Origin of the sequence: Aerococcus sp. Group 1 (assembly GCF_000193205.1) — a bacterium.
Lineage (GTDB): Bacteria > Bacillota > Bacilli > Lactobacillales > Aerococcaceae > Aerococcus > Aerococcus urinae_A.
The window spans coordinates 213432-227832 of record NC_015278.1; the positions used below are offsets into that span (position 1 = coordinate 213432).

The 14401-nt window shown below is 40.3% G+C and carries 16 protein-coding genes and 1 pseudogene; 15 read left to right on the forward strand and 2 right to left on the reverse strand.

Translation table 11 applies throughout. From position 1 onward, the window contains the following. The first annotated feature begins 21 nt into the window (after nucleotides 1-21). From HMPREF9243_RS00980 to HMPREF9243_RS00995, 4 genes are all read left to right on the forward strand, one after another. Nucleotides 22-258 (forward strand): DUF2922 domain-containing protein, encoded by a 237-nt coding sequence (locus tag HMPREF9243_RS00980; RefSeq protein WP_013668734.1) that lies wholly within the window; start codon nucleotides 22-24, stop codon nucleotides 256-258. Between the two features lie 105 nt (nucleotides 259-363). Further along, nucleotides 364-648, forward strand: coding sequence for a hypothetical protein (locus HMPREF9243_RS00985; protein WP_013669886.1), 285 nt, complete (start codon nucleotides 364-366; stop codon nucleotides 646-648). Then, nucleotides 639-872: a phage holin gene (locus HMPREF9243_RS00990; protein ID WP_013668939.1), complete on the forward strand. Its 234-nt coding sequence runs from the start codon at nucleotides 639-641 to the stop codon at nucleotides 870-872. Before HMPREF9243_RS00985 ends, HMPREF9243_RS00990 begins: the two co-directional genes overlap by 10 nt. Continuing rightward, nucleotides 847-1698, forward strand: a complete 852-nt coding sequence (locus HMPREF9243_RS00995) for a CHAP domain-containing protein (protein ID WP_013669968.1) — start codon at nucleotides 847-849, stop codon at nucleotides 1696-1698. Before HMPREF9243_RS00990 ends, HMPREF9243_RS00995 begins: the two co-directional genes overlap by 26 nt. Nucleotides 1699-1746: 48 nt before the next feature. On the opposite strand, the gene HMPREF9243_RS01000 is transcribed toward HMPREF9243_RS00995, so the two are convergent. Next, nucleotides 1747-2268 carry a TetR/AcrR family transcriptional regulator gene (locus HMPREF9243_RS01000; protein WP_013669113.1) on the reverse strand — a complete coding sequence of 174 codons (522 nt, stop codon included), beginning with the start codon at nucleotides 2266-2268 and terminating at the stop codon, nucleotides 1747-1749. 255 nt (nucleotides 2269-2523) lie between these two features. On the opposite strand from HMPREF9243_RS01000, the gene HMPREF9243_RS10815 reads away from it, so the two are divergent. The 5 genes from HMPREF9243_RS10815 (at nucleotide 2524) to HMPREF9243_RS01020 (ending at nucleotide 7603) form a co-directional block, all read left to right on the forward strand. Continuing rightward, the gene (locus HMPREF9243_RS10815) at nucleotides 2524-2655 is read left to right on the forward strand and encodes a hypothetical protein (protein WP_269208277.1); all 132 of its coding nucleotides are present in this window, start codon (nucleotides 2524-2526) and stop codon (nucleotides 2653-2655) included. 42 nt (nucleotides 2656-2697) lie between these two features. Next, nucleotides 2698-3990: an FAD-dependent oxidoreductase gene (locus tag HMPREF9243_RS01005; RefSeq protein ID WP_049776703.1), complete on the forward strand. Its 1293-nt coding sequence runs from the start codon at nucleotides 2698-2700 to the stop codon at nucleotides 3988-3990. Nucleotides 3991-4001: 11 nt separating this feature from the next. Then, the gene (locus HMPREF9243_RS01010; protein WP_013668802.1) at nucleotides 4002-4271 is read left to right on the forward strand and encodes an FMN-binding protein; all 270 of its coding nucleotides are present in this window, start codon (nucleotides 4002-4004) and stop codon (nucleotides 4269-4271) included. A gap of 221 nt (nucleotides 4272-4492) precedes the next feature. Further along, nucleotides 4493-5251, forward strand: a complete 759-nt coding sequence (locus HMPREF9243_RS01015) for an SDR family NAD(P)-dependent oxidoreductase (RefSeq protein ID WP_013669887.1) — start codon at nucleotides 4493-4495, stop codon at nucleotides 5249-5251. 555 nt (nucleotides 5252-5806) lie between these two features. Continuing rightward, on the forward strand, nucleotides 5807-7603 hold the full coding sequence (locus HMPREF9243_RS01020; protein ID WP_013668955.1) for an FAD-dependent oxidoreductase: 1797 nt from the start codon (nucleotides 5807-5809) through the stop codon (nucleotides 7601-7603). Nucleotides 7604-7680: 77 nt separating this feature from the next. Here HMPREF9243_RS01020 and HMPREF9243_RS01025 read toward each other — a convergent pair whose 3' ends face one another. Continuing rightward, nucleotides 7681-8571, reverse strand: a complete 891-nt coding sequence (locus HMPREF9243_RS01025) for a LysR family transcriptional regulator (RefSeq protein ID WP_013668611.1) — start codon at nucleotides 8569-8571, stop codon at nucleotides 7681-7683. Nucleotides 8572-8836: 265 nt separating this feature from the next. Here HMPREF9243_RS01025 and aroE point away from each other — a divergent pair, with 265 nt between their 5' ends. From aroE to HMPREF9243_RS10995, 6 genes and pseudogenes are all read left to right on the forward strand, one after another. Continuing rightward, nucleotides 8837-9718 (forward strand): shikimate dehydrogenase, encoded by an 882-nt coding sequence (gene aroE, locus HMPREF9243_RS01030; protein WP_013669708.1) that lies wholly within the window; start codon nucleotides 8837-8839, stop codon nucleotides 9716-9718. 33 nt (nucleotides 9719-9751) lie between these two features. After that, a complete protein-coding gene (locus tag HMPREF9243_RS01035; RefSeq protein ID WP_013668521.1) occupies nucleotides 9752-10969 on the forward strand; it encodes an MFS transporter in 1218 nt (405 codons plus the stop codon). A 14-nt stretch (nucleotides 10970-10983) separates the two neighbouring features. Beyond that, on the forward strand, nucleotides 10984-11742 hold the full coding sequence (gene aroD, locus HMPREF9243_RS01040) for a type I 3-dehydroquinate dehydratase (protein ID WP_013669859.1): 759 nt from the start codon (nucleotides 10984-10986) through the stop codon (nucleotides 11740-11742). Between the two features lie 61 nt (nucleotides 11743-11803). After that, the gene (locus HMPREF9243_RS01045; protein WP_013668960.1) at nucleotides 11804-13162 is read left to right on the forward strand and encodes a CitMHS family transporter; all 1359 of its coding nucleotides are present in this window, start codon (nucleotides 11804-11806) and stop codon (nucleotides 13160-13162) included. Nucleotides 13163-13389: 227 nt separating this feature from the next. Next, nucleotides 13390-14121: pseudogene (locus tag HMPREF9243_RS10665) on the forward strand (MupG family TIM beta-alpha barrel fold protein). Next, nucleotides 14122-14382 (forward strand): phospho-sugar glycosidase domain-containing protein, encoded by a 261-nt coding sequence (locus tag HMPREF9243_RS10995; protein WP_081456591.1) that lies wholly within the window; start codon nucleotides 14122-14124, stop codon nucleotides 14380-14382. Nucleotides 14383-14401 lie beyond the last annotated feature (19 nt).

Below are 14401 nucleotides of genomic sequence, written 5' to 3' on the forward strand. Positions count from 1 at the left end.
GATTAGTTAGGAGGAAGAACCATGCAAGAAACTTTAAACTTAGAACTCTTATTCAAGACTGAAGAGGGAAAAACTAAGAAAGTAACCATTAAAGAACCCAAAGAAGATGTTTCTAGCGAAGTGGCCCAAGCGGCCTTAGCGGCTATTGTAGGTGCCGACATTTTCTTCAATGAAGATGGCCTGGACCCTTATGCCCAAGCGACCGGCGCTCGTTATGTCCGCCGCGCGGTCCAAGACATCTACCAAGTCCAAGCCTAAGTTAGGGATTGACCTCCCAAGCCCTGCCTAGCGGGGCTTTTTTTATGAGAAAGTGCTAAGGAAAAGATGAAGAAAAGGAAATAAACAAGGGAAGGAGTGAAGGGGATGACCCTGATTGAAATGGGAGGACTGGCCTCCGCCTTTGTGGCCATTATCACCCTGGTCAGTAAAATCATCCAGTTGATTACGGCTATCCAGCGCTTGATCACTCGTTTGGACGTGATGGCTGAGGAATTGAACCAACAAAAAGACCGGCAAGAGGCTCTCCATGAGCGGATCCAAGTGGTGGAGAAGACCTTAATGGAGACCGCCTTTCGCTTCCAGGCAGTGGATAAGCAGTTGACAACTTTAGTTGAAAGGGTAAAGGAGATGATGGCAGAATGCTTTTGAGTAATCAGACCTATGACCGCTTAAAGTGGGTCGCCTTGGTCTTGATGCCGGCCTTGGCGGTTTTAGTCAAGGGACTGGGCCAGGCCTATGGTTTTGTGGGAACGGATACAGTAGTCGTGACCTTGAATTTACTGGCGATCTTCTTGGGATCGCTCTTGCAATTGTCTAGTGAGGACTACCATAAGGGAGGTGGGGGCTATGGTTACCGCCCAGCAAGTGCTTAAAACGGCGCAAAAGTACCTGGGCATGACCATGGGGTCGACGTCCCATCGTGCTATGGTGGACCGCTATAACCGGGTCCTGCCCCGGCCGGTAGGGTATGTGGCCAAGTATAGTGACGACTGGTGTGATATTTTTGTAACGGCAGTCGGGGATGAAGCGGGAGCGACAGATTTGATTGGACGGGAATGCGGGGTTCAGCGCCATATTCATGTCTTTGCCGGCCTTGGCATCTGGCTGGGCCAGGTTTATCCCCAAGCCGGAGACATTGTTTGCTTTGACTGGGATGGAGGTGGATTTGCTGATCATATTGGTTTTGTCGAGGCCGTGACCGGGTCGACCATTACCACCATTGAGGGTAATGCCAGTCGCCGGGTGGCCAGGAACCGCTTTGCCTGGAATGATTGGCAGATCAAGGGCTATGCCCGGCCTAAGTATGGAAGGGTCAGGAAGGGGGCCGATAAAACCGTCGACCAGTTGGCTCAAGAAGTCCTGGACCGCCAGTGGGGTAACGGGGCTGACCGGAAACAGCGCTTAGAGTCCGCAGGTTATGATTACCAGCTGGTCCAAGACCGGGTCAACCAGCTCGTGGCTCAGCGTAACCTTGGTGAAGGCAAGACTGAGTCGGTGGAGGTTGGGGCTTCCGTTCGAGTCGCTGATTGGGCGACCCACTGGCAAACCGGGCAAAAAATCGCTGACTGGGTCAAGGGCCAGGTCTTTGCCGTGATGGCGCGTAAGCCGATCGACCACCCGCAGAGTGACTGGGCTTACTTGTTAAGTAACCGGGGAGTTGCCATTGGCTGGCTCTTAAGTCAGGATGTCGCGGCGTAGAAGATCGGTAGAGGAGGAAAGCAGCCTGTAGGGGCTGCTTTTTTTGAGTTAATCAATATTTAAAAAATCGGGTTTTACTATATCTAATTTAGTGTTTAAATCATCTAATTGATAATCTAAGTTATCCAATAGAATTTCTAAAATAATATAAGCGGCACCTTTTACATAAATTTTAAGAGCAAATAACTGTGTTTCACTTAACTTTTCATGATGATGATTATAATAGTACTTCTCACTAAAAGAGAAGAAATTATCAGATACATATCTAATAAAGTCATTGGGGTTGTGCTTGTAATAATTTAAGATCATAGCACGATACTTATCCTTTAATAATAATTCACCATGTAAATACATGATTTCATAATATGTCATCTCTTTTGAATTAAGGAAAATAATATCTGCCTGATATTGATAAAAAGAAATAACCAAATCATCAATATTTTGAAAAAAGCGATAGAATGTTGTTCTTGATATGTTTGAGAATTCACAAAAAGACTTTACAGTAGCATCCTGGTAAGTATCGTCTAAATAATCTTCAAAACGACTAAATAGATATAGGCGCGTGTTCATTGTGATCAACCTCATTTAATTTATTTGTGATTGAACATTTAAGCAGAAATGTTCATATTTGTAACATTTGAAATCATGTGAAGCTTTACACTTATTTTGCTTATATTATCATTATATCTGTAAAGATAGCTGATATAAAGACTTTAGAAACTGGAAATGGTGATGAAGTAAAATTAGTAACTCATTGAAAGGCATCCTGCTCAAAACGCCTATGAAGAAAAGAATGGTAAATAATTATTTTTAGGAGGTATACACATGGAGACGAAAGTGGTAAGTGACCAAGGAGAAGCGATCAATGAAACCTATGATACCGATATCTTGGTGGTCGGCGGAGGAATTTCTGGTTTAGCTGCTGCAGTAGAGGCAGGGCATCAAGAGGGCGTTTAAGTCCTTTTAGTTGAATCTAACGCTTATTGCGGTGGGAATGGAATGGGCGTTGAAGGGATGCTCGGTGTGGACTCAGTTATGCAAAAAGAAGCTGATATCCATTTGGATCCAGTTGAATTGATCGGCTATGAACATCAACAAGCCCAATATACCCCAAACGGGTCTTTATGGTTGGATTTAATATATAACTCAGCAGAAAATGTGCAGTGGTGTCTTGATCAAGGAGTGGAATATGATAAGGTAGATGACTATCATGGTACCTGTGTAGCGCCAACTTTCCACTGGTTTAAGGGTGGCGTTGCTTCCAAGGGCTATGTTCCGCAAATGAAGAAAAGAGCTGAGGAATTAGGTGTGAAATTCTTATTAGAAACTCCAGTTACTGGTCTAATCGAGGAAGATGGAAAAGTAGTAGGTGCCTATTCAAAAACTAAAAATAAAAATATTAAAATTAATGCAAAGGCTGTCATACTGGCAACTGGTGGTATCGGCGGTGATAAGGACTTAGTTCATCGTGCTGGTTGGAAGTTAGAAAATACGGTATTGACAGGTATGCCTAGCGTTAAAGGTGATGGTTATAAATTAGCTATGAGCGCAGGCGCTATGGATACCATTACCAACTCGTGTCAGTTGATTGTGAATTATATTCAAGCTTTGCCTTATGAAGGGGTTTACCCACACTATGATCTATTGAATGGAATGATGGGTCTACCTGCCGGAGGGCCGTTCTTATGGGTAAATCAAGATGGCGATCGCTTTGTTAATGAAAATATTCGTCAAACCAATATTATGTTACAGTCATTAGCCATTAACAGTAATAAAGTGGCATATATGATTTTTGATCAAGAAATCTATGACAATTTTACGAAAGATATCGAAAATGCTAAAGAAGTTTTAGAAAAAGCTGTTGAAGAAAATAAGGGGAATTCTTTATATAAAGCAGATACCTTTGAAGAATTAGCAGAAAAGGTTGGCTTACCTAAGGAAGAATTCTTAAGAACTGTTGATCATTACAATGAAATGGCTGCAGAAGGAAGAGATATTGATTTTGGTAAAGAAACAGATAAGTTAATACCAATAAATAAGGCGCCATATTATATTGCTCGGTTAGACTTTAACTATATCGTTGGTATTGGTGGGATCGGTAGCAATAAGTGGTTTGAGGTAATTGATGATCAATTTGATCCAATTCCTGGCCTATACGTAGCAGGAATGGATACAGCAATGCAATATCATGACGTCTATACCATTAATGTCGGTGGATCAGCTTGTGCCCATAATGTTAACTCAGGCCGTACCGCTGTTAAGAGTGCTAAACAATATATTGATTCTTTATAAGAGGTGTGAGTATGCTAAAAGATGGAGTTTATACTGAAACCGAGAAAGGTCAAATGAGTGATGTTACTGTAGAGGTGACCTTAGGCAATAATACAATTGAAACAGTTAAAATTCTAGAAGAAAATGAAACGCCGGGAATTGGAGATATTGCTTTAGAAAGAATTCCTCAAGCTATTATCGAAAAACAGTCCGTTGAAATCGATACTGTCTCGGGAGCAACAGTAACTTCTCAGGCCATTCTTTCTGCTGTAAAAAAAGTGTTAGAAAAAGCAAATGAATAGCGATATTAGGAAAATGATTTAATACTGTATCATGTTTGGCGCCAAAACCTAGTAAATGATGTTTTGGCGCCATTTTATTTTAAGGACCACTATCCTTTAAAATAACTGAAATGATTTTAGGTAAATTTTGTTGAAAGAAATGCTAAGGTCCCGTAATCGCTTTCTTTGTTAATTTTCCTTATAATGAAAGTATTACTAATGTTTTGAATGGAGGAATGTATATGTTTGATTTATCCAATCGTGTGGCCGTGGTGACTGGAGGTGGAACTGGAATTGGCAAGCAATTTGCGACCGCCTTGGCTAGTCAAGGGGCCAAAGTGGCTATCTTATCTAGACGTCAAGAAGTGCTCGACGAAGCCGCTAAAGAAATTGCAGAAAAGACCGGTTCTGAAATCTTCCCGATTTCAACCGATGTGACCGATCCTGAATCGATCAAGGAAACCCACCAAGCTATCTTAGATAAGTTTGGCAAGGTAGATATCTTAGTCAACAATGCGGGTGGCGGGAATAACGCGCCCCTGGCTGAAATTACCGATGAGGCTTGGCACAAGACCTTCAATTTGGATGTGGACGGGATGATGTACATGACCCGCGAATTTGGAGCCAAGATGGTGGAAAATGGCTACGGCCGTGTGATCAACATTGCCTCCATTCTCGGCTTTGGTGGCTTACCCGAGCTTCCGATTATTGACTATGCGGCGGCTAAGGGTGCGGTGGTTAACTTCACTCGGGCAGCGGCAACGGAATGGGCCACTACTGGTGTGACGGTTAACGCCATCGCCCCTGGTTTCTTCGCTTCTGAAGCCAACAATCCTGAGGCCATGGAGGCCATGAGTGACTTTATTGAAGTCAGAACCCCAATGAAGCGTCCAGGTAAACCTGGGGAATTAGCTAGTGCGGTGGTCTTCTTAGCAGCCGACGAATCCACTTATGTCACTGGTCAAATTGTTGGTGTTGATGGGGGCTGGACAGCGATTTAATTAGAGGTTTTGGTCCTATCTATTCTTTGTAGGAGATCTTGAAAAAAGCATTCGTTTGAAAACATGAAGAAGCCTTACTTGAAAATGATTACAAGTAAGGCTTTTTGTGACTGTTAAATATTCTCCGTCAGAAAACGCGGCGTATAGATATCTATGATCAATTCGCCTGTACACTGACTATTAATAGCGGAGAGAATGCTGATGCGTTTCTTCCGACTACCGGTGATACACATCTTGCGTTCAATTTGGGCAAAGTCTTTTTGTGCAACACTGATGCGGCGTTCTTCTAGTGTCCCTCAATTAGGGGAGTGAAGAGGGTCCTCTTATTAAGATTACTCTAGCAATGCTTGGTCAATTCTTGTAGGGCCTTTCCTCAGCCCACAGTGATCGTGTCACCTTCTTCAAGAATAGTATTTAATCAATAGAATCCTCCCTCTCCATTCATAATAAATATCAATGGATAAAAGCGCATTCATTCTTATTTTTAATCAATTCTCCATGTATAATAGAATTGATAATGTGAAATATATAATTTGTGAGAGGAGTCGACAGACAATGGGAGAAAATATTCAATTTACCCCAGGGAAATACAAAACAAAGGCGAAAGGACATAATAGCGTCTTAGATATGCTGGTGACTTTTTCAGATTCAGCGATCCAAACTATAGATATCGATCAGTCATCCGAGTCGGAAGGACTCTCAGATAAGGTCTTTGAAATCATCCCCCAACAAATTGTTGATTACCAAACTTTAAATGTTGATACTGTGTCAGGAGCGACAATTTCTAGTTTGGGAATAATTGAAGGGGTTTCAGAAGCGGTCAAAGAAGCAGCTGGAGACCAGGCTGTGGAAGTCTTAAAAAATCGTCCTAAACCAGTCATTGAAAAATCTGATGAAAGTATCGAAAAAAATACCGACCTGGTCGTTGTTGGTGGGGGAGCAGCCGGTATCAGTGCTGCGCTTAGGGCCTCACAGCTGGGACTTAAAGTTATCCTTGTTGAGAAACAAAGTTTCATCGGTGGAGCCATCTCGATTAGTGGGGGGAATCAAGTCGTTTATGGCTCACATCTACAGAAAGACTTAGGCGTTACTGAAGATAGTGCAGAAGCCATGGTTGAAGATTTTAAAGCCAACGGTAACTATGAAAATATCGACGAATTGATTGAACTTTTGGCCAACAATGTTGGTGAAACCACCGACTGGCTCAATCAAGATATCGGCGTTCAATACGATACCGAAGAAGGACTGCATAACCTACCTGAGTATGCCTATGACCGTGAGCTTGCCTATGAAGACGGTGGTCACGGTTTTGCAACCACTGCCCGTCAAGCCTTAGAAGCTAGTGATGTTTTTGTGCTCAAAGAGACTCGAATGAAAGAACTCTTACTGGATCAAGCCGATGCTGTTTCCTCTGCTTCCGTAAGTGGGGACTCTGACTCTGCCATTCCGCAAGTTGTTGGTGTTAAAGCCCTTGCTGAAGACGGAACTACTTATATTCTTCATGCTAAGAATGTCATTTTAGCTAGCGGAGGCTACGGAAATAACAAAGAGCTTCTCTCTGAAGAATTAAAAGAAGTCCTTTATTATGGCCCCGCATCTTCAACTGGAGATGCGATTAAAGTCACCGAAGCTGTGGATGCTGGGACTAGAATGATGAATTACGGGAAAATTTATCCGAATGGGATCGAAGTTTCTCCGGGACGTGCTAAATCTACTATTGGAGGAAATATTCCGGTCTTAAAAATGAACGGTATCTTAGTTAATGACCAGGGGCAACGGGTGATTAACGAGAGAGCCACTAACCATGACGTTTTAAATGCTTTAATGGCAGAAGACCATAAGATTCTTTATCTCTTACTGGATGCCGAGCGTTTTGCTATTTTCCAAGAGGGAGTGGCTGAAGGTGGGATATCTAAGGCAGATATCGACAATTGGCTGGCCCAAGATGGTGAATCGACTCCCTTCTTCATTAAAAGGGACTCTTTACAGGAGCTTGAAGACAAGCTAGATTTTCCAGAAAATAATTTAGTTGAAACGGTTAAGGCCTTTAACCAAGCTGTCGAAACGAAAGAGGACCCTCTAGGCCGAGAAGAGATATTCTTAGAAGAAAAGATCTCCAATGAAGGCCCTTACTACCTTATTGAACAAAAACCGCGCTTTGCGACCACCATGGGTGGGCTAGTCGTCAACAGTCGACTACAAGTTGAAAATAAGGATGGTAAGGTAATCCCAGGACTTTACGCAGCTGGTGAAGTGGTTGGTGGAGTAATGGGTACCGACTCGCCTTCAGGAGCCAATAATGCCTGGGCCTTAACTTCAGGGAAATTAGCTGCAGAAGCGGTTGCTGAATAATTTAAAAGGACTAGCAATTAGACAGTTCTCCTTACGATTAGGGGGAACTGTTTTTTTAATAGTTCTTTTTGGATATTTTATAGTGAGACTTCCTTTATATATGTAATAAAATCTTCGACGACAGGGGCATGATAAATATCATTGCGGTAGACCATATAGTAGGAACGTTTATAGTCGAAATTCTTAATTGGGAGTATGGCTAAAGGATAGTTATTCAATACCTTATTATTAGCGATATAAGCAATGCCAAATCCTTCTGCGACCAGTCCGGCGACAGTTTCATCCTCATCGACTTCCAAAGAAATACCAATACTATCCCGGATGTTTAAATCGTTGGTAATTTTATCAATAATTGTTCGCATCCCTGCTTTTTTAGAGAACCATATCTGAGGATAGGCTAGAGTTTCAAAGATATTGACCGCTTTTTTTGCGGCTAAGGGATGGTCTTTAGATGTGATGAGAACAATATTTTCTTCAGCAATTTTGACAAAGGAGAGGCTGGGATCATTAACATTAATCTTTGTACAAAAGGCCAAATCGGTCTTTTTATTTTGGACATTTTTTATCATTTCACCGCTTAGTCCGTGAGCATTACTAAATTCAAAGCTGATATTTTTTTCGGGATTTTGATCAATGAATTGTCTTGCTAAATGAGGAACTAAGTTACTTAGAACTCTTAGTAAATTTAGACGCACTAATCCCTCACCATGGCCCTCCTTTTCTGCCTTGGTGATAGCTAAGTCAAGAATAGCTAATAATTCAGTCACATGTCTAAGAAAGTTATTACCTACTCGTGTGATTTTGACATTACGACCGTCTTTTTCAAATAGTTGAATACCTAACTCTGTTTCTAAGGACTTAATAGCATTACTGAGTGTGGGCTGAGTGATACGTAATTCCTTAGCAGCTAAGGTGTAGTGTTCATATTTAGCGAGGGTAACGAAATATTTTAGATGGTAAAGATTCATAACTAATCACTTTCTATTGTACTTTTATTCACTAACTTTTTAAAAGAAATTAAATTTATTAGATGATATAAAACCGACTCAGCTTAAGCGGTTACAATATTAAAAATAAAGAACATAGCATGTTATAACTTCTTTCTATAATTTAGCATGATTCATTCAATAAATCTATAGATTAAAGGGTTATTATCAATTTGTTATTTGTGAATGTGAAAACTATAATTTGAATAGAAAGTAAATTATGAAAAAAGAGAAAGAGGTTATACGAATGACAGAACGTTTAGACGGACATACCTTATTAATTTCCTTATTAGCAACACCTATTAGACATAGTAAATCACCAACGATGCATAACGAAGCCTTTGCCAAGCTAAAACTTCCTTATGCCTATCTTGCTTTTGAAGTAGGAAATGACGAATTAGCCGATGCGATTCAAGGTATCCGGGCTTTAGGGATTCGCGGTTCAAATATTTCTATGCCTAATAAGCAAAAAGTTATTCCTCTCTTAGATGAACTTGATGAAAGTGCTGAATTGATTGGTGCTGTTAATACAGTAACCAATAAAGATGGGAAAGGGCACCTCGTTGGCTATAACACAGATGGTGTTGGAGCGATGAAGGCTTTAGCTGAAGAAGGCGTTGAAGTCAAAGATGCTACAGTAACCTTAGTTGGATGTGGTGGTGCAGGGACAGCTATTGCGGTACAAGGCGCTCTAGATGGAATTAAAGAATTACATATCTTCAACCAAGATGATGAATTCTACCCTAACGCAGTGAGTGTGGCTGAACGAATTAATCAAAAAACGAACTGTAAAGCGACTGTTGAATACTTAGAAAATCGTGAAGCGCTGAAAGAAGCCATGGATAAGAGCAGTATCTATATTGATGCCAGTGGAGTAGGGATGCATCCGCTTGAAAATGAGTCCGTGATTACTGATCCAAGCTTCTTACGTGAAGACTTAGTGGTCTTTGATACTGTTTATTCACCTGCAGAAACAGAATTATTAAAATTTGCCAAGGAACATGGCGTTAAAAAAGCAATCAATGGTTTAGGCATGATGCTTTATCAAGGAGCAGTAGCTTTCAAACACTTCTGTGGTGAAGACATGCCAGTTGAATATATCCACGAATTACTCTTTAAGGATAATTAAATGCTACTTTAATGAAGAAAGTGAGGAAGTAAAATGAGAAATAATCGTTACTTGCCCACAGCCTTAGGATTATATATTAACTATATTATCCATGGTATGGGGGTAATCATCATTTCCCAGAACCAGAACATGCTCATGGAGCAATGGGGTACTGATTTAGCGGGTATCGGTTCAGTGATTGGTTGGTTAGGTATTGGTCGTTTGATAGCTATTGTTATTTCTGGACCACTCTCAGATAGATTTGGGCGGAAACCTTTTGTTTATTTGGGAATGGCAACCTACATGGCTTATTTCTTAGGACTTATTTATAGCCATAGCGTAGCCATGGCCTCTGTTTTTGCCTTAATTGCTGGTTTATCTAACTCATTCCTAGATTCAGGAACATATCCAGCTTTAATGGAATCCTTCCCTGAAAATGCTGGGACAGCAAACGTTTTGATTAAAGCTTTTGTACAAATTGGTCAATTCCTCTTGCCATTGATCATTGGTTTCTTAACCAATAACTCCCTATGGTTCGGTTGGTCATTTATTATTGCCGTAGCTGTTTTAGGAATTAATATGTTAACCATGTGGAGAATGCCTTTCCCGGATGAGGATGCTAAAGAACAAGCGGAAGAAACCGGTGGCGATGACTTTGTTTCTGCAGTTAAATTTAAATCAAAACCTAAATGGTATATAGAAGGAATCGCCTTTGTAATCTATGGCTTTATTTCCCAAGCTACCTTTTACTTAATTTCGCAATCATTAAATACTTATGGACAAATGGCAGCGGGTTTATCAATGAATGAAGCCAATGCTTTGATGTCTTATTACTCAGTAGGATCCTTACTCTGTGTCTTCGTGACAGCTGTTGTCGCGACAAAAGTACGTTCAGTAAAACTTGTTGCAGGCTATACTTTCATGTCTTTAGTTGCTGCCGTTTTGATGTGGCTATACCCAACGCCATTGATGCTTAAAGTTGGTGCCGCAATGATTGGATTCTTTGCTGCTGGTGGTGTTATGCAGTTAGGCTTAACGGTTATGGGAGAAATGTTCCCTCAAGGAAAAGGTACCGTCACCAGTATCTTCTATACCTTTGGGAGTGTCGCTTCATGGCTCATCCCTAATATCAGTCCTTGGTTAATTGAAAATTATGATATAAGCGCTGTGATGTTATTTGAAGTCATTATCGCTGCGATCGGATTTATCATCGGTGTGATTATCTTTATCCGTTACTATCAAGTCGTTGATACTAGCGAAATGCCAGAATAAAAGAAGGAGCAATTATGAAAGAAGTAGTCGTTAAAGACGTTACTATCGGAAAGGGTCGGCCTAAGGTCATTATTCCAGTAGTAGCTAATAGCGAGAAAGCAATTATCGATACTTTCTCAAAGATCAACCAAGAACCCTGCGATTTAATTGAATGGCGAATTGACCATTTCGATGACGTCTTAGAAGAAGGCGCTGTGGCTGCTCTAAGTCACAAATTGAAAGGAGCTTGTCCCAAGCCATTGTTAATTACTTTCCGTACGCAACATGAAGGCGGCGCATGCCAATTGGATGATGAGGGCTATCAAAAACTCTATCAGACCATTATTGCAGAAGCAGATTTTGAATTATTGGATATCGAAATGATGATGCCTGAAGACATGGTAACTACACTTATTGATCGGGCTCATCAAAAAGGGATTAAAGTGATTCTAAGTAATCATGATTTTGACAAAACACCGAAAAAGGAAACCATTATCGATCGCCTATCAAGGATGGAAGAAAAAGGTGCTGATATCGCAAAAATTGCGGTTATGCCTAATGAAAATGCAGATGTCGTGACTCTGCTTAATGCCACCTTTGAGCGTTATCAAGTTGCTGAAACACCTTTAATCACCATGTCTATGGGGCAACTAGGGATGGTCAGTCGTTTAGCTGGCGAACTCTTTGGGTCTCAAGCAAGTTTTGGTGCCCTAGGCCAGGTTTCCGCGCCGGGCCAAGCACCCGTAGAAGATTTGCATAATGTTCTTAATTTATTGACATTAAATGCGGAATAATCCATGCAAGTAAAAGCCGCTTTCTTATGGAGAGCGGCTTTTTGGGGAAGGAGGAAGAATTGTGTTAGCCATTATTGCCTTATTGATGATTTGTACCTTTGTTTATTTCCTATTAAGTCAAAAATTAACAGTTGTTGGGTCCTTACTCATTATTCCTTTGGTGTTTGGACTTGGAATCGTTTTATTTACTGATAGTGGATTAGAAGCAGTCTTTAAGTGGATCTATGAAGGGGTATTCTATAGTATCGATGATGTGACTGGTGAAATTGTTTCCGGGGTTGCACCAGCGGTCTTCTTGATATTATTTGCTATTTTCTATTTTAATATGATGCTAGACGTAGGTCTCTTCGATCCTATTATTGAATTTTTTATTAAAGAAATGCGTGGGGACCCTTTACGAGTAACTATACTGACCGTTTGTTCATCGATTGCTGTTTCATCGACAGGGGACACCACTACGGCAGTTATCATTTTACTGGCTGCTTTTGTGGACTTGTATAAACAAATGGAGATGCGTTTACCTATACTGGCTTTATTAATAATTGGGCCTAATACTATTCTCAATATGCTTCCTTGGGGCGGACCGGCTGCGGTCATTTCCTCAGCTTTAAATATTGAATTAATGGATCTTTCTTTTGCTCTGTTTCCAGGGATGACTGGGGGTATCTTGTATACCATTTGTCTGGCCTTCTATTTCGGTTGTAAGGAACGTCAACGCCTCAATTTTGATAAGGAGGACAAGCTAGATGAAGGCCAAAAAGAAAAAATGCTGGCTTCTATTCGTAATCGTCGAGTAGAGTACAAACGCCCTCACTTGTATTGGGTGAATTTATTATTAACTTTAACTATTATTGGACTACTCATGCTAGGCTATGGGCATGGTTCAGTTCTCTTTCTTTTAGGAAGTATCATTGGAGCAACAATCAACTTTGGAGATTCTAAAATTGTTATGGATCGGATTCGTGAATATGTAGCTGGTGCCATTGCTCCACCAATGGCGACATTAGGTGCAGGTGCCTTTAGTGGGATTCTCTATGGTTCTGGAATGTCTCAGGCCTTAGCTTTCGGAGTAATTAAGGCGATTCCAAGGTTCTTAGGCCAGCATATGGCCTTAGTATATACTTTAATTACCATTCCAGGTTTAGTCTTCCTACCGCAAGAAGCTTATTATTTTGGAATTTCGAGTGTGATGGTAAATGTTATGGAACAATTCGGCGTTACACCTTTACAAACGGGAGTAGCTTCTATGATTCCTCAAGCTTTTGGGATGATATCTCCAATTATTCCTGCCCTGTATATTTTAACCGCACAAACCCAACAAACTTTCTTTGAATACCAAAAACGCTACATTAAATATCTCTGGCCTATTTTCGCTATCTTCTGCATCATCTATATATTAACTGGTAGTTTACCGGTATAAAGAATAACCGATAAGTACTGAGCGAAGCGGTACTTATCGGTTTTTTAGTTTTGATAACTTAAAATATATTTTAATTATATGTAAAATTTTTCCTGTAATATGTTAAGTTTATTGAAATACTTTTCCGCTAACGTATCATTATAAATGTAAGCGTTTTAAAAGATAGAGGAAAAGATGTTTGGGTTTTCTGTTTATTTAAATAGTAATTTAAGTCATGAAGATAGAGCATATATTGGAAGCATGAAACAGGGAGGTTTTCAAGGAGTTTTACTTCGATACAGATTCCAGAGGGAAATCAAGAAAAGTATTTCAAACGGCTGCAAGATTTAGCTAGCCTTTGTAAAACGCTACAGCTTAGTTTAATGGTAGATATGTCATTAGCTTCATTAGAGAAGATTGGCATCAGTTTGGACAAGGTTGAAGTTTTAACTCAATGGGGAATTACTGGAATACGATTAGATGATAGATTTTCTAACGAAGTCATTGCAAAATTGACTCACAAAATTCATTTAGGGATAAATGCTTCAACTATTGAAGAAAATGATATCAAGGAAATTATTGCCAACGGAGCAGATAAAGAGTATATCGCTGCTTGGCAAAATTACTATCCTCGTCCTTATACCGGACTCGGAGAGGATTACTTTATGCAAAAAAACTAGCTGTTTCATCAGTATGGTTTAACGGTGCAAGCCTTCGTTCCTGGAAATCAACCTTATCATGGACCGGTATACCAGGGTTTACCTACCCTTGAGAGGTTAAGAGGGAAGAAACCTTTTGTGGTTAGTTTAACTATGCTTAAACAATATAATGTTGACCAGGTTTATCTAAGCGATCCTTATTTATCAAAGCAAAATTTAGAACAATTTTCCTATTATATAAAAGATGGAATTATTCTCTTACAAGGCTCTTATGATGATAATTATAAAAGCGCTAAGGACCCCTACTTTCAAGAGGTTTAGATGTGTCGTCCAGATGTTAGTGAATACGTAGTCAGGAGTCAATGTGCTAGAGGAAAAATTACAGATTCTATTGAACCTTCCAATCAAACCTTTCGAAACAAGGGGAGCATCACGGTCGATAACAACTTAGCTGGTAGGTATGAAGGGGAATTTGAAATTATCAAGAAAGATCTACCTAGTACCCCTTCGTGCCCCTTCAGTCAATGTGATCGGATTGATTACTTCGGAAGATACTCCCCTAATCCAATTTATCGGCAGTAAGCAAAAGTATTTAATCCAA